Here is a 19,090-nt window from a genome sequence, read left to right on the forward strand (position 1 = left end):
GACCCCAATCTTTCAATTGGCGCAATCACTTGCGCCAACTTGTGTCTTATACGTCCAGCGAGCCTTGGTCGATGACCAGACCTGGGCCCATAGTGGTGCTCAGGGTAACGCGCTTGACGTAGATACCTTTCGAGGAAGCAGGCTTGATACGCTTCAGATCAGCGATCAGGGCTTCAACGTTTTCCTTCAGCTTGACGGCATCAAAGCCGACTTTGCCAACGGAGGTGTGAATGATGCCGTTTTTGTCGGTGCGATAACGAACCTGACCAGCCTTGGCGTTTTTAACCGCAGTAGCTACGTCTGGGGTTACGGTGCCGACTTTAGGGTTAGGCATCAGGCCGCGTGGACCCAGGATCTGACCCAACTGACCTACAACGCGCATTGCATCCGGGGAGGCAATAACCACGTCATAGTTCAGGTCGCCGCCTTTCATTTCGGCAGCCAGGTCGTCCATGCCAACGCGATCGGCGCCGGCGGCCAGAGCAGCTTCAGCTGCCGGGCCTTGGGTGAAGACAGCAACACGTACAGTCTTGCCAGTACCGTGTGGCAGCACAGTAGCGCTACGAACGACCTGGTCGGATTTACGTGGGTCAACACCCAGGTTCACAGCAACGTCAACGGACTCGCTGAACTTGACAGTCGACAGCTCTGTCAGCAGGGCAGCAGCGTCTACAAAGCTGTAGGACTTGCCTGCTTCGATTTTGCCGGCGATAGCCTTTTGGCGCTTGGTCAGCTTAGCCATTACACACCCTCCACGTTAAGGCCCATGCTACGAGCAGAACCGGCGATGGTACGCACGGCTGCATCCATATCAGCTGCAGTCAGATCCGCGTTTTTGGTTTTCGCGATTTCTTCCAGCTGAGCACGAGTGACGGTGCCAACCTTAACGGTGTTCGGACGAGCGGAACCGCTAGTCAGACCAGCAGCTTTCTTCAGGAGAACCGAAGCCGGGGTCGACTTGGTTTCGAAAGTGAAGCTACGGTCGCTGTATACAGTGATGATCACTGGAGTCGGCAGACCTGGCTCAAGACCCTGAGTACGGGCGTTGAAGGCCTTGCAGAATTCCATGATGTTCACGCCGTGCTGACCCAGAGCTGGACCGACGGGTGGGCTAGGGTTGGCCTGAGCGGCCTTCACTTGCAGCTTGATGTAAGCGGTAATCTTCTTGGCCATGAGGCACTCCAATTACGGGTTCAAGCGCCTCGAAAGGCTCCCCGGTTACTTGCGCGTTTATCCCAGTGACGACAAAACCCCACAGCCTAGGCTGCGGGGTTGGGATGCTTGCTCAGCTAGACCTTCTCGACCTGGCTGAACTCCAACTCTACCGGAGTAGAGCGACCGAAAATGAGCACCGCCACTTGGATCCGGCTCTTTTCGTAGTTAACTTCTTCGACAGTACCGTTGAAATCAGCGAACGGACCGTCTGTAACACGAACAACCTCACCCGGCTCGAACAATGTCTTCGGCTTAGGCTTGTCGCTACCGTCAGCAACACGACGCAGAATTGCTTCCGCTTCTTTATCAGTGATCGGCGCAGGCTTATCAGCGGTACCGCCAATGAAACCCATGACGCGAGGAGTGTCCTTGACCAAGTGCCAAGTACCTTCGTTCATGTCCATCTGTACCAGCACGTAGCCAGGGAAGAACTTGCGTTCACTCTTGCGCTTCTGACCATTCCGCATTTCAACCACTTCTTCAGTGGGAACCAGAATTTCGCCGAAGCCATCTTCCATGCCTGCCAGCTTTACGCGCTCTAGCAAAGAGCGCATAACATGCTTCTCGTAACCCGAGTAAGCATGCACAACGTACCAACGCTTAGCCACGGGACACCCTTAGCCAACAATCAAGGAAACAAGCCAGCCGAGCAGGGAATCAAGCCCCCACAACAGCAACGCCATAACCAGAACGACAGCCACGACAATCAATGTGGTCTGCGTGGTTTCTTGGCGAGTCGGCCAAACGACTTTACGAATTTCGGTGCGAGCTTCCTTTACCAGGACCGCGAAAGACTTGCCTTTAGCAGTCTGCAGGCCTACAAAGGCAGCTACAGCGGCAAGGGCAAGCAAAGCGAGAACGCGGTACAGGATCGGCGAAGCAGAATAGTACTGATTGCCAACAACGCCTACGACCACCAAGGCGACTACGGCGAGCCACTTGAACAGATCGAAACGAGAGCTTTGAGCTTCAGCCTTAGGAGTCATCTATGAAGATCCTGTGAAAAGAAAGCCAGACACACCACGTGAATCTGGCAGGTCAGGAGGGAATCGAACCCCCAACCTACGGTTTTGGAGACCGTCGCTCTGCCAATTGAGCTACTGACCTAAAACAAAATCAGGCCGACCATTATGCAGGCCTGAAAAAGACTTTACAACAACCAACCCCAACAGACTTGAAATCAACCGGCAAACAGCGCCAGAAACAACACGATACAAGCCGAGGCAGCTGTTAAAACAAAGGCAGATATTTTCATATCTGCCTTGTCATATGGAGCTCTTGAGCGGATTTGAACCGCTGACCTCACCCTTACCAAGGGTGTGCTCTACCAACTGAGCTACAAGAGCGAAACACCGTGCACAACCTGCAAACTTGGAGCGGGTAGCGGGAATCGAACCCGCATCATCAGCTTGGAAGGCTGAGGTTCTACCACTAAACTATACCCGCGGAGCTTGCAGCTCACGCTAAAATGGTGGAGGGGGAAGGATTCGAACCTTCGAAGTCGTAGACGTCAGATTTACAGTCTGATCCCTTTGGCCGCTCGGGAACCCCTCCTAAGCGAGCCGGCATTTTACATCACGCCGACCTTCTGTCAAGCATTTTCTCATTTAAATTATGAGGTTAGCTGCATTGACGTCACTTCTCACCGAAGCCCCTGAAGGTCTTCACTGCGAAGCGGGCGCCATTCTATGCAAACTATTCGAGACTTGCAATGCCTTCGCACAGCATTATTTTATGTTTTAACTCATTGAATTCCTTAGCAAGGTTTTCAAAGGGCAGATCATCCGCCAAGCGCCTGCTTTCAGGGGCCACTCGAAGCCAGTAACCGCCAACCTCCGGCGCGCCCAGCAATTTAACCTCAACCTTTATATCCAGGCTGGTGAGGCGCTGCTCGAGGGATCGCGCCTGACGCTGATCGGTAAATCCGCCTATGTACAAGCAGGTATTCTGAGTATCGGACGCTTTCGGACGATCCCTTCGAGCCATCCCCTCGGAAGACTCACTCAGCAACCTTATGTCCTGCTGGGAGCCACGATAAAGACTCAGCGGGGTGACGTCCTTGGCACGCAACGGCGCCTCTTGCTGATGCCATACGTAATAGAAGACGTTGAGAATCAGTAGAAGCAGAAACAACCAACGCATAAGCACCTCAGGGCAAAGGACACGCCATTGCCAGACCAATGAATACCAGATCCGGAACAAGCCGCGCCTGCGGCACAGCGTCGAACACCAGAGCAGCATCTCCCCCTGTCAGGAATACCGTGAAGTCATCCCCCCAGTAGCTCCTGGCGAGCTCGATTTGGGTCAGCACAAATCCCCTAAGCATGAGCGTACAACCACGCTCAACCGCCTCGGCAGTCGTACGTCCAGGTAAAAGACGCTCCAACGCGCGCTCAGCAGCAGCATCGTCGTAGCGTATTTTACGGGTGTGCGTGCGCAGCTGGTTTCGCATAAGAGGCAGGCCGGGACAAATGAAGCCACCCAAATGCTCGCCATCGGCACCGATGAAGTCCGCAGTCGCAGCAGTACCGAAATCCAGCACCAGGCAAGCACCTGGCGCTAATTTGTGCCCACCAAGGATCGCCAGCCAACGGTCAAGACCAAGCCGCTCGAAATCGTCATAACCATTGCGAACGCCCGCCATTTCCCGGGCTGACGTCGCACACGAAACAGTGACACCAAAAGCCTCAACCAATGTTTCGACCAGCTTGTCTGTTTCCTCCAGCGCGCGAACACTCACTAGCCGACAGCGCGTCAGCAACATGCCCGGCACGGCATTCAGGCTCTCAATCAAGGCGATATTCGAACCGACAACACCCTCGGCAAAGGTGCCCATCCTTTCGACATCCAGTACTCGCCATTTGATAAAGCTATTGCCACAGTCGAGCTCAAGAATCATCACGCAACCTCAGGCTTAGCTCACCACCGCTGTATGTTCTCTCAACACCGTCAACGCTCAAGCGCAATGCACCTTGACGGTCAACACCAAGCACCACACCATCAACTCGGTTCACGCCCGCAATCAGTGATACCGACCGCCCCTGCCATGCATGATGTTGCTCCCATTCCTCCTGGAGAGCGGCAAAGCCTGACGCCTTGTGCCGGTCCAGGTAGCGCTGGAGCTGCAAGCCGACCTGAGCCACCAGGGCGTTACGGTCAGCGGCAGTACCCGTTTCAAGCTGCACTGACGTCCATTGCTGGTCAACCTCGGCAGCTTTCTGCATATTCACGTTGACGCCGATTCCGACAACCACGTGACAGATATCTGCCGGATCGCCCACCAGTTCCAACAATATCCCAGCAATTTTCTTCTGCCCGACCAATACGTCATTCGGCCATTTCAAAACTGCGTCCTGTACACCCGACTCTCGCAAAGCCTGGATGACCGCCAAGCCAACAACAAGGCTCAGCCCTTCCAATTGCCGGAGCCCATCCTCAATACGCAGCACGAGGCTGTAATAGATGTTTTGGGCGAATGGACTGACCCACTTTCGACCACGCCTACCCCGCCCGGCCACCTGCTGCTCAGCCAACACCAGGAAGGGTGCCGCCTGGGCAATACCAACCAAGCGCAACGCCTCCGCGTTGGTAGAGTCGATCGAGTCGTAGATATGAATGGGCCACTGCAATGACGGTGCACTTCGCGAGATCTCTTGCGCATCCAGGAACACCAGCGGCGATGCTAACCGGTACCCCTTACCACGCACCTTATGAATAGGTAGATTCAATTCAGCCTCAAGTAGCTGAAGTTGCTTCCACACGGCACTCCGGCTAACGCCCAGGGCAGCACCCAACGCCTCCCCGGAATGGAATCGGCCATCTTTCAGAAGTTCTAACAGCGTAAGCATGCAGGTATCGCCTCACAATGAGGCCCGCATGATAGCCATGCGAAGAGGCATTGCATAGAAAGGCCGCGCGTCATCAGGCAGGGGTGAGTGCCCTAGGCGTCTTTTCGACCGCGCAAAACAAAACCCCAACTGCTTTCGCAATTGGGGTTCTGGAATTTAATCTTGACGATGACCTACTCTCACATGGGGAAACCCCACACTACCATCGGCGATGCATCGTTTCACTGCTGAGTTCGGGATGGGATCAGGTGGTTCCAATGCTCTATGGTCGTCAAGAAATTCGGGTACTGAGTCGTGACCAGCTGGCCTCGCTTCAGCAAATTGGGTATGTAATAGAAGTCGGTGTTTTGCGAGCGTCGAACTTTCGGTTCATTGCGTCTTCACACACCGCAATCTGGCCTTTCGACGCAAATTGCTTGGGTGTTATATGGTCAAGCCTCACGGGCAATTAGTATTGGTTAGCTCAACGCCTCACAGCGCTTACACACCCAACCTATCAACGTCGTAGTCTTCGACGGCCCTTCAGGGAACTCAAGGTTCCAGTGAGATCTCATCTTGAGGCTAGTTTCCCGCTTAGATGCTTTCAGCGGTTATCTATTCCGAACATAGCTACCCGGCAATGCCACTGGCGTGACAACCGGAACACCAGAGGTTCGTCCACTCCGGTCCTCTCGTACTAGGAGCAGCCCCTCTCAAATCTCAAACGTCCACGGCAGATAGGGACCGAACTGTCTCACGACGTTCTAAACCCAGCTCGCGTACCACTTTAAATGGCGAACAGCCATACCCTTGGGACCGGCTTCAGCCCCAGGATGTGATGAGCCGACATCGAGGTGCCAAACACCGCCGTCGATATGAACTCTTGGGCGGTATCAGCCTGTTATCCCCGGAGTACCTTTTATCCGTTGAGCGATGGCCCTTCCATACAGAACCACCGGATCACTAAGACCTACTTTCGTACCTGCTCGACGTGTCTGTCTCGCAGTCAAGCGCGCTTTTGCCTTTATACTCTACGACCGATTTCCGACCGGTCTGAGCGCACCTTCGTACTCCTCCGTTACTCTTTAGGAGGAGACCGCCCCAGTCAAACTACCCACCATACACTGTCCTCGATCCGGATAACGGACCTGAGTTAGAACCTCAAAGTTGCCAGGGTGGTATTTCAAGGTTGGCTCCACGCAGACTGGCGTCCACGCTTCAAAGCCTCCCACCTATCCTACACAAGCAAATTCAAAGTCCAGTGCAAAGCTATAGTAAAGGTTCACGGGGTCTTTCCGTCTAGCCGCGGATACACTGCATCTTCACAGCGATTTCAATTTCACTGAGTCTCGGGTGGAGACAGCGCCGCCATCGTTACGCCATTCGTGCAGGTCGGAACTTACCCGACAAGGAATTTCGCTACCTTAGGACCGTTATAGTTACGGCCGCCGTTTACCGGGGCTTCGATCAAGAGCTTCGCGTTAGCTAACCCCATCAATTAACCTTCCGGCACCGGGCAGGCGTCACACCCTATACGTCCACTTTCGTGTTTGCAGAGTGCTGTGTTTTTAATAAACAGTCGCAGCGGCCTGGTATCTTCGACCGGCATGAGCTTACGGAGCAAGTCCTTCACCCTCACCGGCGCACCTTCTCCCGAAGTTACGGTGCCATTTTGCCTAGTTCCTTCACCCGAGTTCTCTCAAGCGCCTTGGTATTCTCTACCCAACCACCTGTGTCGGTTTGGGGTACGGTTCCTGGTTACCTGAAGCTTAGAAGCTTTTCTTGGAAGCATGGCATCAACCACTTCGTCATCTAAAAGATGACTCGTCATCAGCTCTCGGCCTTAGAATCCCGGATTTACCTAAGATTCCAGCCTACCACCTTAAACTTGGACAACCAACGCCAAGCTGGCCTAGCCTTCTCCGTCCCTCCATCGCAATAACCAGAAGTACAGGAATATTAACCTGTTTTCCATCGACTACGCTTTTCAGCCTCGCCTTAGGGACCGACTAACCCTGCGTCGATTAACGTTGCGCAGGAAACCTTGGTCTTTCGGCGTGGGTGTTTTTCACACCCATTGTCGTTACTCATGTCAGCATTCGCACTTCTGATACCTCCAGCAAGCTTCTCAACTCACCTTCACAGGCTTACAGAACGCTCCTCTACCGCATCACTTACGTGATACCCGTAGCTTCGGTGTATGGTTTGAGCCCCGTTACATCTTCCGCGCAGGCCGACTCGACTAGTGAGCTATTACGCTTTCTTTAAAGGGTGGCTGCTTCTAAGCCAACCTCCTAGCTGTCTAAGCCTTCCCACATCGTTTCCCACTTAACCATAACTTTGGGACCTTAGCTGACGGTCTGGGTTGTTTCCCTTTTCACGACGGACGTTAGCACCCGCCGTGTGTCTCCCATGCTCGGCACTTGTAGGTATTCGGAGTTTGCATCGGTTTGGTAAGTCGGGATGACCCCCTAGCCGAAACAGTGCTCTACCCCCTACAGTGATACATGAGGCGCTACCTAAATAGCTTTCGAGGAGAACCAGCTATCTCCGAGCTTGATTAGCCTTTCACTCCGATCCACAGGTCATCCGCTAACTTTTCAACGGTAGTCGGTTCGGTCCTCCAGTTAGTGTTACCCAACCTTCAACCTGCCCATGGATAGATCGCCCGGTTTCGGGTCTATTCCCAGCGACTAGACGCCCTATTAAGACTCGCTTTCGCTACGCCTCCCCTATTCGGTTAAGCTCGCCACTGAAAATAAGTCGCTGACCCATTATACAAAAGGTACGCAGTCACCCAACAAAGTGGGCTCCCACTGCTTGTACGCATACGGTTTCAGGATCTATTTCACTCCCCTCTCCGGGGTTCTTTTCGCCTTTCCCTCACGGTACTAGTTCACTATCGGTCAGTCAGTAGTATTTAGCCTTGGAGGATGGTCCCCCCATATTCAGACAAAGTTTCTCGTGCTCCGTCCTACTCGATTTCATGACTAAGAGATTTTCGCGTACAGGGCTATCACCCACTATGGCCGCACTTTCCAGAGCGTTCCGCTAATCTCAAAGCCACTTAAGGGCTAGTCCCCGTTCGCTCGCCACTACTAAGGGAATCTCGGTTGATTTCTTTTCCTCAGGGTACTTAGATGTTTCAGTTCCCCTGGTTCGCTCCATACACCTATGTATTCAGTGTAAGGTAACCATCTTATGATGGCTGGGTTCCCCCATTCAGACATCTCCGGATCAAAGTCTGTTTGCCGACTCCCCGAAGCTTTTCGCAGGCTACCACGTCTTTCATCGCCTCTGACTGCCAAGGCATCCACCGTATGCGCTTCTTCACTTGACCATATAACCCCAAGCAATCTGGTTATACTGTGAAGACAACATTCGCCGAAAATTCGAATTTCTCAGTTAAGAGAACTCACAAATTTTACCTTAGCCTGATCCGTTACCAGTGAAAGTAACGTTCAGTCTATCTTTCTATCACATACCCAAATTTTTAAAGAACGAACTAGTCAAAGACTAGAAATCAACATTCACCATCACAACGATGGAATGCTCATTTCTAAGCTTTATACCGACAGAAGCAGTAGTGGTGGAGCCAAACGGGATCGAACCGTTGACCTCCTGCGTGCAAGGCAGGCGCTCTCCCAGCTGAGCTATGGCCCCGTATTTCTACAGGCGTTTCCCACACAAAATTGGTGGGTCTGGGCAGATTCGAACTGCCGACCTCACCCTTATCAGGGGTGCGCTCTAACCAACTGAGCTACAGACCCAATTTCGGGCTGCTTCTTTCGTCTTCTTCAATGAATCAAGCAATTCGTGTGGGAACTTATGGAGCAGCTGATGTCGTCGATTAAGGAGGTGATCCAGCCGCAGGTTCCCCTACGGCTACCTTGTTACGACTTCACCCCAGTCATGAATCACACCGTGGTAACCGTCCTCCCGAAGGTTAGACTAGCTACTTCTGGTGCAACCCACTCCCATGGTGTGACGGGCGGTGTGTACAAGGCCCGGGAACGTATTCACCGCGACATTCTGATTCGCGATTACTAGCGATTCCGACTTCACGCAGTCGAGTTGCAGACTGCGATCCGGACTACGATCGGTTTTGTGGGATTAGCTCCACCTCGCGGCTTGGCAACCCTCTGTACCGACCATTGTAGCACGTGTGTAGCCCAGGCCGTAAGGGCCATGATGACTTGACGTCATCCCCACCTTCCTCCGGTTTGTCACCGGCAGTCTCCTTAGAGTGCCCACCATTACGTGCTGGTAACTAAGGACAAGGGTTGCGCTCGTTACGGGACTTAACCCAACATCTCACGACACGAGCTGACGACAGCCATGCAGCACCTGTCTCAATGTTCCCGAAGGCACCAATCCATCTCTGGAAAGTTCATTGGATGTCAAGGCCTGGTAAGGTTCTTCGCGTTGCTTCGAATTAAACCACATGCTCCACCGCTTGTGCGGGCCCCCGTCAATTCATTTGAGTTTTAACCTTGCGGCCGTACTCCCCAGGCGGTCAACTTAATGCGTTAGCTGCGCCACTAAGAGCTCAAGGCTCCCAACGGCTAGTTGACATCGTTTACGGCGTGGACTACCAGGGTATCTAATCCTGTTTGCTCCCCACGCTTTCGCACCTCAGTGTCAGTGTTGGTCCAGGTGGTCGCCTTCGCCACTGGTGTTCCTTCCTATATCTACGCATTTCACCGCTACACAGGAAATTCCACCACCCTCTACCACACTCTAGTCAGTCAGTTTTGAATGCAGTTCCCAGGTTGAGCCCGGGGATTTCACATCCAACTTAACAAACCACCTACGCGCGCTTTACGCCCAGTAATTCCGATTAACGCTTGCACCCTCTGTATTACCGCGGCTGCTGGCACAGAGTTAGCCGGTGCTTATTCTGTCGGTAACGTCAAAACAATCACGTATTAGGTAACTGCCCTTCCTCCCAACTTAAAGTGCTTTACAATCCGAAGACCTTCTTCACACACGCGGCATGGCTGGATCAGGCTTTCGCCCATTGTCCAATATTCCCCACTGCTGCCTCCCGTAGGAGTCTGGACCGTGTCTCAGTTCCAGTGTGACTGATCATCCTCTCAGACCAGTTACGGATCGTCGCCTTGGTGAGCCATTACCTCACCAACTAGCTAATCCGACCTAGGCTCATCTGATAGCGCAAGGCCCGAAGGTCCCCTGCTTTCTCCCGTAGGACGTATGCGGTATTAGCGTCCGTTTCCGAACGTTATCCCCCACTACCAGGCAGATTCCTAGGCATTACTCACCCGTCCGCCGCTCTCAAGAGAAGCAAGCTTCTCTCTACCGCTCGACTTGCATGTGTTAGGCCTGCCGCCAGCGTTCAATCTGAGCCATGATCAAACTCTTCAGTTCAAACATCTTTGGGTTTTTAAGAAACCCTAAACTTGGCTCAGCAATCGTTGGTTACATCTTTGATTTCTCGCGGAGTAACTTGTGATGCTGATAATCTTGTTGACTATCAGCCTGACTCCACAAGCACCCACACGAATTGCTTGATTCAGTTGTTAAAGAGCGGTTGGTTAAGATCTTTCGTCTCAACCGAGGCGCGCATTCTACAGCAGCCTCATTTACTGTCAAGTGGTTATTTTCAGAAGTTTTCAAAGATTTCTTCAACAACTTCAACCACTTGCGCTTGCGATCTCTCGTAAGCGGGAGGCGAATTCTACAGCGTTACACGCTGCTGTCAACACCTCTTTTTCAACTTCCTTTTGGCTTCGATGAACTGAAGCACCCTACTGCTGAAACCTACTTAACTCATTGTTTACCAAGGAGTTTTCCGTTTCGACTGCGCCGGAAGTGGGGCGAATTATAGAGAGATATAATTCGCCGTCAAGTGCTAATTAAAGACTTATTCGGATTTGAGCGTAATACGCGCAAACGCCTTCTTCCCCGCCTGGCAAACGTGAGTCGCGCCCAGCTCGTATATAAAGGTGCGATCAACCACCTCACCATCTATACGCACACCACCCGAACCGAGAAGATCACGCGCAACCGCCGAATTCTTCACCAGACCTGCCTTATTAAGGACGGCAGCGATTGGCATCGCCTCTGCCGCTGTCAGTTCGACCTCAGGCAGGTCGTCCGGCAACTCGCCATCCTTCATCCGGTTACCCGCCGCACGGTGAGCATTGGCCGCAGCCTCTTCGCCATGAAAACGCGCGACGATTTCTTCGGCCAGCTTGATCTTCACATCACGCGGATTAGCCCCCGCCTCGACATCGGCACGCAACGCATTGATCTCATCCATCGAGCGAAAGCTGAGCAATTCGAAGTAACGCCACATCAGCGAATCCGGAATGGACACCAGCTTGCCGTACATCACGCCTGGCGCCTCCTGAATACCGACATAGTTACCCAGGGATTTGGACATCTTCTTGACGCCGTCCAACCCCTCCAGCAACGGCATGGTCAAAATACACTGAGCTTCCTGACCATATGCACGCTGCAGCTCACGCCCCATCAGCAGGTTGAACTTCTGATCCGTCCCGCCAAGCTCAACGTCCGCACGCAAAGCCACTGAGTCATACCCCTGGACCAGCGGGTAAAGAAACTCATGGATCGCAATCGGCTGGTTGGTGGAGTAGCGCTTGTCGAAGTCATCACGTTCAAGCATGCGCGCGACGGTATATTGCGACGTCAGCCGAATGAAGTCCGCAGGCCCCATCTGATCCATCCAGGTGGAGTTGAACGCCACCTCGGTCTTGGCCGGATCAAGGATTTTGAATACCTGGGTCTTGTAGGTCTCGGCGTTATCGAGAACCTGCTCGCGAGTCAGCGGCGGGCGCGTTGCGCTCTTGCCGCTCGGGTCGCCGATCATCCCGGTGAAGTCACCGATAAGGAAGATGACCTGATGGCCCAGCTCCTGGAACTGTCGCAGCTTATTAATAAGCACGGTATGACCAAGGTGCAGATCCGGCGCGGTTGGATCGAAGCCAGCCTTAATACGCAGGGGCTGGCCACGCTTGAGCTTTTCGATCAGCTCAGCTTCGACCAACAGTTCTTCCGCACCACGTTTTATCAGCGCTAACTGCTCTTCAACCGACTTCATAACAGACCCGCAAGGCTCAGATTCAAAAGGGAACAACCATACAAGATCAGGGACTAATTACAAGTTTTGCCCTGCGCACGGACACCATTGCGCAAGCCCAGCGTTTGCGAGCTTGCACCACAGATGATTTGGTTATATTTTATACAGTTATTTCATCTTCATCATGTCATTCATCTTTTCCATTTCATCTTCAAAGTCAAAATACCTATGACCACTGAACCGTCTAAAGCGCCGCCGCTTTACCCGAAGACCCACCTGCTCGCCGCAAGTGGTATCGCCGCCCTACTCAGCCTGGCACTCCTGGTATTCCCTTCCAGTGACGTAGAAGCCAAACGAACATCCCTAAGCCTCGACCTGGAAAGCCCTGTTGAGCAACTGACACAAGATCAAGACGCTTCCGACGCACAAGAAGCCACAAATACCCCGGCCGAGTCTCCGTTCGCCCAGATCGAAAACACTCCAGAAGAGACTCAGGAGGCCGCCCAGGAAAAGCCCGCGGCAATCGCGAGCAAAAACCCTCAGCATCGCGAAGTCATCGTGAGCAAAGGCGACACGCTCTCAACGCTGTTTGAAAAGGTCGGATTGCCTGCCGCCACCGTCAGCGACGTGCTGGCTACCGACAAGCAAGCCAAGCAATTCACCCAGCTCAAAAATGGTCAGAAGCTTGAGTTCGAACTGACGCCCGACGGCCAGCTGAACAACCTGCACACCAATATCAGCGACCTTGAAAGCATCAGCCTGAGCAAGGGCGCGAAGGGTTTTGCCTTCAATCGCATCACCACCAAGCCGGTCATGCGTTCTGCCTACGTACATGGCGTGATCAATAGCTCGCTGTCGCAATCCGCCGCCCGTGCAGGCCTGTCCCACAGCATGACCATGGACATGGCCAGCGTCTTCGGCTACGACATCGACTTCGCCCAGGACATCCGCCAGGGTGACGAATTCGATGTGATCTACGAACAGAAAGTCGCCAACGGCAAAGTCGTCGGCACCGGCAACATCCTCTCTGCACGCTTCACCAACCGCGGCAAGACCTACACCGCAGTGCGCTATACCAACAAACAGGGCAATACCAGTTACTACACCGCCGATGGGAACAGCATGCGCAAGGCGTTCATCCGTACGCCGGTGGACTTCGCTCGTATTAGCTCGCGTTTCTCCATGGGTCGCAAGCATCCAATTCTGAACAAAATCCGCGCCCACAAAGGTGTCGACTATGCCGCGCCCCGTGGCACGCCGATCAAGGCAGCTGGCGACGGCAAGGTCCTGCTGGCCGGGCGTCGCGGTGGCTATGGCAATACGGTGATCATCCAGCACGGCAACACTTACCGCACGCTGTATGGCCACATGCAGGGGTTTGCCAAAGGCGTGAAAACCGGTGGCAACGTGAAGCAGGGTCAGGTGATCGGCTATATCGGCACGACTGGCCTGTCCACCGGGCCACACTTGCATTATGAATTCCAGGTCAACGGCGTACACGTTGATCCTCTGGGCCAGAAACTGCCAATGGCCGACCCGATCGCCAAGGCCGAACGTGCGCGTTTCATGCAACAAAGCCAACCGCTGATGGCCCGCATGGATCAGGAACGCACCACCCTGCTGGCTTCGGCGAAGCGTTAAGGCATGCCGCGCTATATCGGTGTGATGTCCGGGACCAGCCTTGATGGCCTGGATATCGCCCTCATCGAACAGGGTGCGGCGATCAGTCTGATCGCCACTCACTATATCCCGATGCCTGCGACCCTGCGCGCCGAGCTGCTGAGCCTGTGCGCCAGCGGGCCGGATGAAATCGCTCGCTCGGCAGTCGCTCAGCAGTCCTGGGTAACGCTCGCCGCTCAAGGTATCCATACCTTGCTGGAGCAGCAAAACCTCAAGCCTCAGGACATTCGCGCGATTGGCAGCCATGGGCAGACCATCCGCCATGAGCCTGCCCGGGGCTTTACCGTGCAGATCGGCAATCCGGCGTTGCTCACCGAGTTGACCGGCATCACCGTGGTCAGCGATTTCCGCAGCCGCGACGTCGCCGCAGGCGGTCAGGGCGCGCCCTTGGTGCCAGCCTTCCACGAGGCACTGTTCGGTGAAAGTACCGGCCACCGCGCCGTGTTGAACGTCGGAGGGTTCAGCAACCTGAGCCTGATAGAAACCGGCAAGCCCGTTTCTGGCTTTGACTGCGGCCCAGGCAATGTCCTGCTGGACGCCTGGATTCATAACCAACGCGGCGAACACTTTGATCGTGACGGGCAATGGGCGGCCAGTGGCAAGGTTCAGCCGCAGTTACTCAACGCACTGCTCAGCGACCCCTTTTTCGCGACCAAGGGCCCGAAAAGTACCGGACGGGAAGTGTTCAACCTGCGCTGGCTACAGCAACACATCGGCGCGCTGCCGGCGTTTCTTCCTCAGGACGTGCAAGCCACGTTGCTGGAGCTGACCTGCCTGACCATCGTCGAATCCCTGCAAAGCGCTCAACCCCGGACCGAAACCCTGTTGATCTGCGGCGGTGGCGCCCATAACGGTACGCTGATGAAACGATTGGCCGCGCTGCTGCCGTCCACACAGGTAAGCAGCACTGCGGTTTATGGCGTAGACCCGGACTGGGTGGAAGCCATGGCCTTCGCCTGGCTGGCCCATTGCTGCCTGGAAGGCATCGCCGCGAACCGCCCGAGTGTCACAGGTGCTCGTGGGCTGCGCGTGCTGGGTGCGATCTACCCCACCTGATCTTCAGACAGCAAAACGCCGCTTGGCCTATCAAAGCCAAGCGGCGTTTTTTATGCGCGCAGATCAGGTTTTCGATCAGATCGAGAACGAAGACCCGCAACCACAGGTAGTCGTAGCGTTAGGGTTCTTGATCACAAAACGCGACCCCTCGAGCCCTTCCTGGTAATCCACCTCAGCGCCAGCCAAGTACTGGAAGCTCATCGGGTCCACAACCAGGCTCACGCCCTCGCGTTCAACAATGGTGTCGTCATCGGCCACATCTTCATCGAAGGTAAAACCGTACTGAAACCCTGAACAACCGCCGCCCGTAACGAATACGCGCAGCTTCAAGCGATCATTACCCTCTTCATCGACCAGGCTCTTCACCTTGTGCGCAGCACCGTGGGTGAATTGCAAAGCCGTGGGGGTGAAGGATTCAACGCTCATGCTGATAATCTCCCGGCGTAGCGCCGCCATATGCGTAATGGCGGGCATTATCCGCTTCTCCTAGAAAAGCGGTCAACTATTGTTACGGTATATCAATCTGCGCTGCGGCCATTAAAAACGCAAAAGGCCCGAAGTGCGGGCCTTTTGCGCTGCAAGGAGCAAGCGTTAAGGCAACATGCCCGCGTGGGACAAGCCCAGCTTCTCATCCAGACCGAACAGAATGTTCATGTTCTGCACCGCCTGGCCCGATGCGCCCTTGACCAGGTTATCGATCACTGACAGCACCACCACCAGGTCGCCATCCTGCGGACGATGCACGGCAATTCGGCATACGTTGGCACCGCGCACGCTGCGGGTTTCCGGATGGCTGCCCGCCGGCATCACGTCGACGAACGGCTCGTTGGCATAACGCTTTTCGAACAGGGCCTGCAGGTCTACCGAGCGATCGACAACGGTCGCGTACAACGTGGAATGAATCCCGCGGATCATCGGCGTCAGGTGGGGTACGAAGGTCAGCCCAACGTCCTTACCCGCTGCACGGCGCAGCCCCTGACGAATTTCAGGCAGGTGACGATGCCCTTTGACCGCGTAAGCTTTCATGCTTTCCGATGTCTCTGAGTACAGCGAGCCCACCGCAGCACCGCGACCGGCGCCGCTAACGCCCGACTTGCAGTCCGCGATCAAACGCGAGGCATCCGCCAAGCCGGCTTCCAGCAGTGGCAGGAAACCCAGCTGGGTCGCAGTCGGATAACAACCCGGCACCGCAATCAGGCGCGCCTGCTTGATCTGCTCACGGTTGACTTCCGGCAAGCCGTACACAGCCTCCTCCAGCAACTGCGGCGCGCCGTGAGGCTGGCCGTACCACTTGGCCCACTCATCGGCATCCTGCAGCCGGAAGTCCGCGGACAGATCGATAACCTTGGTGCCCGCCGCCAGCAACTCACCGGCCAACGCATGTGCAACCCCGTGTGGCGTGGCGAAGAACACCACATCACAGGCGCCCAAGGTCTTGATGTCCGGCACGCTGAACGCCAGGCCGTCGTAGTGGCCTCGCAGGTTGGGGTACATATCGGCCACGGCCAGGCCAGCCTCGGAGCGTGAAGTGATGACCATCACCTCAGCCTGCGGATGCTGAGCCAACAGACGCAGCAATTCGACACCGGTGTAACCCGTGCCGCCGACGATACCGACCTTGACCATAAACCTGCCCTCAACGAACCCACTGGAAAGCCGTCGATAATAGGGGCCGCATCGTCCTGCGACAACCGCCAACGTGACGTACGGGTGCATGAGCTACTACTATCTTCGCTACCGTGAACCTGGGAATAACTAAAAATGCTTTATCTATGGGTCAAAGCCTTCCATATCGTCAGCATCGTCTGCTGGTTTGCCGGGCTGTTCTACCTGCCACGCCTGTTTGTCTATCACGCGCAAAGCGAAGACACCGTCAGCCAGGAGCGTTTCAGTATCATGGAGCGCAAGCTGTATCGCGGCATCATGGGCCCGGCGATGGTTGCCACGCTGGTTTTCGGCATCTGGATGCTGGCGCTGAACCCTGGGATTTTCCAATCGGGCGCCTGGATCCACGCCAAGCTCACCCTGGTCGTTCTGCTGATCGGTTACCACCACATGTGCGGAGCCCAGGTGAAACGCTTCGCCCGTGGCGAAAACACCCGCAGCCATGTCTTTTATCGCTGGTTCAATGAAGTCCCCGTTCTGATATTGCTAGCTATCGTAATTTTGGTCGTGGTCAAACCGTTTTAACGTCAATTACTCGGGGAACCTCCAATGTCGCTGCCCGCTCTGCTTGAACAACGTCTGCGCCTGCCCGTGGTGGCTGCGCCGATGTTCCTGATTTCCAACCCGCAACTGGTGCTGGCCTGCTGCCGCAACGGAGTCGTCGGCAGTTTCCCGGCACTCAACCAACGCGAAAGCAGCGGCTTCAGGGCCTGGCTGGAGGAAATCGAAGCGGGCCTGGCGCTGCTGGATAACCCCGCGCCCTATGCCGTGAACCTGATCGTGCACAACAGCAACCCACGGCTGCAAGCCGACCTGGCAATCTGCGTCGAGCACAAAGTGCCTATCGTCATCACCAGCCTTGGTGCGGTGAAGGAACTGGTCGATGCCGTGCACAGCTACGGTGGGTTGGTTTTTCATGACGTCACCACGCGGCGCCATGCGGAAAAAGCGGCCCAAGCGGGTGTCGATGGCTTGATTGCGGTCGCCGCCGGCGCGGGCGGTCACGCCGGCACCTGGAGCCCCTTTGCGCTAATTGCCGAGATACGCCAGTTCTTCGACAAGACCCTGCTACTGGCCGGCTGTCTCAACCATGGGCGGGAGATTCTCGCCGCCCAACTGCTCGGCGCGGACCTGGCGTATTTCGGCACACGCTTTATCGCAACCACCGAAAGTCATGCGCCGGATGCGTATAAAGAGATGCTGCTCACAGCGCGCGCCGCCGACATCGTGCACACTCCGGCTGTTTCCGGCGTGCCTGCAAGCTTTATGCGCCAGAGCCTGGAAAACGCCGGTTTTGATCTCGCCGCCCTTCAAGGAAAAGGCGAGGTCAACTTCGGTTCCAAGCTCAAACCATTGAGCGATGAGGCCAAAGCATGGAAGACTGTATGGTCTGCCGGCCAAGGCGTCGGTGAGATCCATGATTTGCCCGGCGTGGATGAACTCGTCGCGCGCCTGGACGCGGAATACCGCAAGGCACGCGAAAACGCGGCACAATTGCGCTGGCCACGTTAACCCAAATGCCAGGCCTGCCAATTCGGTGGCCTGCATACCCCTCCCTGATTAAGTGACAAGGATGCCCGCATGAGCGACAGCCGTTTCAAGATTGTGTTTGACGGGGCCTTGCGCCCGGGTGTCGAAAGCACTACTGCCAAACTGAACCTCGCCGAGCTGTTCAAGAGCGATGTCGAAGCGATCGAAAAGCTGTTCACCGGCCGCCCGGTCGCGCTCAAGCGCGATCTGTCCCGCGCCGATGCCGACACCTATCTCACCGCCTTGCAGAACGCCGGCATCGAGGCACGTATCGAAGCCGAACAACCCGTGGCTTTCAGCCTGGCCGAAACCCACGAAACCGGCTCATCCGCCTCGGACTTCTCGCACGCCGCCGCATCGCCTTACGCACCGCCACGCGCCGCTGTCGGTGATGACTTGCCGGAATACTCCACCCTTAAAATCTTCACCATCCATGGCCGTATCGGTCGCCTGCGCTACCTCGCCTGGACGCTGGCACTGACCGTCGCGCTACTGGTGGCCGCGGGCATCATCAGCACCGTGGGCTTCGCGGTGGCCACGGCCTCGCCAACGATCGCGATCATTATTGGCTCGCTGCTGGGTTTCGCGCTGTTTATTGCAGTCGCCGTTGTCAGTGTGCAAATCGGTGTGCAGCGCCTGCACGACCTCGGCTGGTCGGGCTGGCTGTATCTGCTGAACCTGGTTCCGCTGGTAAACAGCGTGTTTCCTCTGCTGTTGCTGGTATTGCCGGGTAACACGGGTGCCAACCAGTACGGCGCCCCTCCTCCGCGCAACTCCACCGCCGTTAAAATCCTGGCTTCGTTGTGGCTGGCGTTTATCCCGCTGATACTCATCATCGTGGTAACCCTGGGCATGAACGGCTACCTGGACCAGCTTGAAGCCAACATGGACAGCGGCTATGAAAGCAGCTCCATGACCACCGATGAAGATGCCGACCAAAGCGCCATCGTTGATGAAGAAGCAGCGCAAAGTGCTGACGAAGCGGCCGAACCTGTAGACTCTCCAGAACAGTGAAGAAACGCCCGCCGCCTGTGATGCCTCTGTCACAGGCCCG

At 55.4% G+C, this 19,090-nt stretch carries 15 protein-coding genes, 6 tRNA genes and 3 rRNA genes; 5 read left to right on the forward strand and 19 right to left on the reverse strand.

The annotated features are described in order from the left end of the window. Positions 1-46: 46 nt before the first annotated feature. From rplA to tyrS, 17 genes are all read right to left on the reverse strand, one after another. Complete coding sequence (gene rplA / locus C4J94_RS24480) at positions 47-742, reverse strand: 50S ribosomal protein L1 (protein WP_028618134.1); 696 nt, start codon at positions 740-742, stop codon at positions 47-49. Continuing rightward, complete coding sequence (rplK, locus tag C4J94_RS24485) at positions 742-1,173, reverse strand: 50S ribosomal protein L11 (RefSeq protein WP_003176435.1); 432 nt, start codon at positions 1,171-1,173, stop codon at positions 742-744. Before rplK ends, rplA begins: the two co-directional genes overlap by 1 nt. Positions 1,174-1,289: 116 nt before the next feature. Then, on the reverse strand, positions 1,290-1,823 hold the full coding sequence (gene nusG / locus C4J94_RS24490) for a transcription termination/antitermination protein NusG (RefSeq protein ID WP_003176436.1): 534 nt from the start codon (positions 1,821-1,823) through the stop codon (positions 1,290-1,292). Between the two features lie 9 nt (positions 1,824-1,832). Beyond that, positions 1,833-2,201 (reverse strand): preprotein translocase subunit SecE, encoded by a 369-nt coding sequence (gene secE / locus C4J94_RS24495; protein WP_005791990.1) that lies wholly within the window; start codon positions 2,199-2,201, stop codon positions 1,833-1,835. Between the two features lie 45 nt (positions 2,202-2,246). Continuing rightward, positions 2,247-2,322: transfer RNA gene (locus C4J94_RS24500), tRNA-Trp, on the reverse strand. 163 nt (positions 2,323-2,485) lie between these two features. Then, positions 2,486-2,561, reverse strand: a tRNA-Thr gene (locus tag C4J94_RS24505). Between the two features lie 26 nt (positions 2,562-2,587). Then, positions 2,588-2,661: transfer RNA gene (locus C4J94_RS24510), tRNA-Gly, on the reverse strand. Between the two features lie 23 nt (positions 2,662-2,684). Continuing rightward, positions 2,685-2,769 (reverse strand) — tRNA-Tyr (locus tag C4J94_RS24515). A gap of 141 nt (positions 2,770-2,910) precedes the next feature. Beyond that, entirely contained in the window at positions 2,911-3,357 is a 447-nt protein-coding gene (locus tag C4J94_RS24520; protein WP_124388411.1) for a hypothetical protein, read from the reverse strand. A gap of 7 nt (positions 3,358-3,364) precedes the next feature. Then, entirely contained in the window at positions 3,365-4,114 is a 750-nt protein-coding gene (locus tag C4J94_RS24525) for a pantothenate kinase (RefSeq protein WP_124388412.1), read from the reverse strand. Continuing rightward, on the reverse strand, positions 4,104-5,063 hold the full coding sequence (gene birA, locus C4J94_RS24530; RefSeq protein ID WP_124388413.1) for a bifunctional biotin--[acetyl-CoA-carboxylase] ligase/biotin operon repressor BirA: 960 nt from the start codon (positions 5,061-5,063) through the stop codon (positions 4,104-4,106). The genes C4J94_RS24525 and birA overlap by 11 nt, the downstream gene beginning before the upstream one ends. 160 nt (positions 5,064-5,223) lie before the next feature. After that, positions 5,224-5,339 (reverse strand): 5S ribosomal RNA (gene rrf, locus C4J94_RS24535). Between the two features lie 151 nt (positions 5,340-5,490). Continuing rightward, positions 5,491-8,382, reverse strand: a 23S ribosomal RNA gene (locus C4J94_RS24540). Positions 8,383-8,629: 247 nt separating this feature from the next. Beyond that, positions 8,630-8,705 (reverse strand) — tRNA-Ala (locus C4J94_RS24545). A gap of 30 nt (positions 8,706-8,735) precedes the next feature. After that, positions 8,736-8,812, reverse strand: a tRNA-Ile gene (locus C4J94_RS24550). 81 nt (positions 8,813-8,893) lie between these two features. Then, positions 8,894-10,430, reverse strand: a 16S ribosomal RNA gene (locus tag C4J94_RS24555). The 16S, 23S and 5S rRNA genes sit together here with 2 tRNA genes alongside, the layout of an rRNA operon. A gap of 496 nt (positions 10,431-10,926) precedes the next feature. After that, positions 10,927-12,126, reverse strand: a complete 1,200-nt coding sequence (gene tyrS, locus C4J94_RS24565; protein WP_124388414.1) for a tyrosine--tRNA ligase — start codon at positions 12,124-12,126, stop codon at positions 10,927-10,929. A gap of 207 nt (positions 12,127-12,333) precedes the next feature. Here tyrS and C4J94_RS24575 point away from each other — a divergent pair, with 207 nt between their 5' ends. Both C4J94_RS24575 and C4J94_RS24580 read left to right on the forward strand, forming a co-directional pair. Then, positions 12,334-13,746 (forward strand): peptidoglycan DD-metalloendopeptidase family protein, encoded by a 1,413-nt coding sequence (locus C4J94_RS24575; protein WP_124388415.1) that lies wholly within the window; start codon positions 12,334-12,336, stop codon positions 13,744-13,746. 3 nt (positions 13,747-13,749) lie between these two features. Beyond that, entirely contained in the window at positions 13,750-14,841 is a 1,092-nt protein-coding gene (locus tag C4J94_RS24580; RefSeq protein ID WP_124388416.1) for an anhydro-N-acetylmuramic acid kinase, read from the forward strand. Positions 14,842-14,916: 75 nt separating this feature from the next. Here C4J94_RS24580 and erpA read toward each other — a convergent pair whose 3' ends face one another. Together erpA and argC are read right to left on the reverse strand one after the other, a co-directional pair. Then, positions 14,917-15,267 (reverse strand): iron-sulfur cluster insertion protein ErpA, encoded by a 351-nt coding sequence (erpA, locus tag C4J94_RS24585; protein ID WP_003176443.1) that lies wholly within the window; start codon positions 15,265-15,267, stop codon positions 14,917-14,919. 165 nt (positions 15,268-15,432) lie between these two features. Next, positions 15,433-16,467, reverse strand: coding sequence for an N-acetyl-gamma-glutamyl-phosphate reductase (gene argC, locus C4J94_RS24590; RefSeq protein ID WP_124388417.1), 1,035 nt, complete (start codon positions 16,465-16,467; stop codon positions 15,433-15,435). Positions 16,468-16,602: 135 nt separating this feature from the next. Between argC and hemJ the strand changes: the two genes are divergently transcribed. The 3 genes from hemJ (at position 16,603) to C4J94_RS24605 (ending at position 19,050) form a co-directional block, all read left to right on the forward strand. Further along, the gene (gene hemJ, locus C4J94_RS24595; RefSeq protein WP_124388418.1) at positions 16,603-17,031 is read left to right on the forward strand and encodes a protoporphyrinogen oxidase HemJ; all 429 of its coding nucleotides are present in this window, start codon (positions 16,603-16,605) and stop codon (positions 17,029-17,031) included. Between the two features lie 24 nt (positions 17,032-17,055). Continuing rightward, a complete protein-coding gene (locus tag C4J94_RS24600; RefSeq protein ID WP_124388419.1) occupies positions 17,056-18,018 on the forward strand; it encodes a nitronate monooxygenase family protein in 963 nt (320 codons plus the stop codon). A 69-nt stretch (positions 18,019-18,087) separates the two neighbouring features. Continuing rightward, positions 18,088-19,050, forward strand: coding sequence for a DUF805 domain-containing protein (locus C4J94_RS24605; RefSeq protein WP_124388420.1), 963 nt, complete (start codon positions 18,088-18,090; stop codon positions 19,048-19,050). Positions 19,051-19,090: the final 40 nt, after the last annotated feature.

It is taken from the genome of Pseudomonas sp. R5-89-07 (assembly GCF_003851685.1).
Lineage (GTDB): Bacteria > Pseudomonadota > Gammaproteobacteria > Pseudomonadales > Pseudomonadaceae > Aquipseudomonas.

Coding starts and splice junctions, on each gene's coding strand:
- rplA (WP_028618134.1), bottom strand. CDS start 742: ATGGCTAAGCTGACCAAGCGCCAAAAGGCTATCGCCGGCAAAATCGAA.
- rplK (WP_003176435.1), bottom strand. CDS start 1,173: ATGGCCAAGAAGATTACCGCTTACATCAAGCTGCAAGTGAAGGCCGCT.
- secE (WP_005791990.1), bottom strand. CDS start 2,201: ATGACTCCTAAGGCTGAAGCTCAAAGCTCTCGTTTCGATCTGTTCAAG.
- C4J94_RS24520 (WP_124388411.1), bottom strand. CDS start 3,357: ATGCGTTGGTTGTTTCTGCTTCTACTGATTCTCAACGTCTTCTATTAC.
- C4J94_RS24525 (WP_124388412.1), bottom strand. CDS start 4,114: ATGATTCTTGAGCTCGACTGTGGCAATAGCTTTATCAAATGGCGAGTA.
- birA (WP_124388413.1), bottom strand. CDS start 5,063: ATGCTTACGCTGTTAGAACTTCTGAAAGATGGCCGATTCCATTCCGGG.
- tyrS (WP_124388414.1), bottom strand. CDS start 12,126: ATGAAGTCGGTTGAAGAGCAGTTAGCGCTGATAAAACGTGGTGCGGAA.
- C4J94_RS24575 (WP_124388415.1), top strand. CDS start 12,334: ATGACCACTGAACCGTCTAAAGCGCCGCCGCTTTACCCGAAGACCCAC.
- C4J94_RS24580 (WP_124388416.1), top strand. CDS start 13,750: ATGCCGCGCTATATCGGTGTGATGTCCGGGACCAGCCTTGATGGCCTG.
- erpA (WP_003176443.1), bottom strand. CDS start 15,267: ATGAGCGTTGAATCCTTCACCCCCACGGCTTTGCAATTCACCCACGGT.
- argC (WP_124388417.1), bottom strand. CDS start 16,467: ATGGTCAAGGTCGGTATCGTCGGCGGCACGGGTTACACCGGTGTCGAA.
- hemJ (WP_124388418.1), top strand. CDS start 16,603: ATGCTTTATCTATGGGTCAAAGCCTTCCATATCGTCAGCATCGTCTGC.
- C4J94_RS24600 (WP_124388419.1), top strand. CDS start 17,056: ATGTCGCTGCCCGCTCTGCTTGAACAACGTCTGCGCCTGCCCGTGGTG.
- C4J94_RS24605 (WP_124388420.1), top strand. CDS start 18,088: ATGAGCGACAGCCGTTTCAAGATTGTGTTTGACGGGGCCTTGCGCCCG.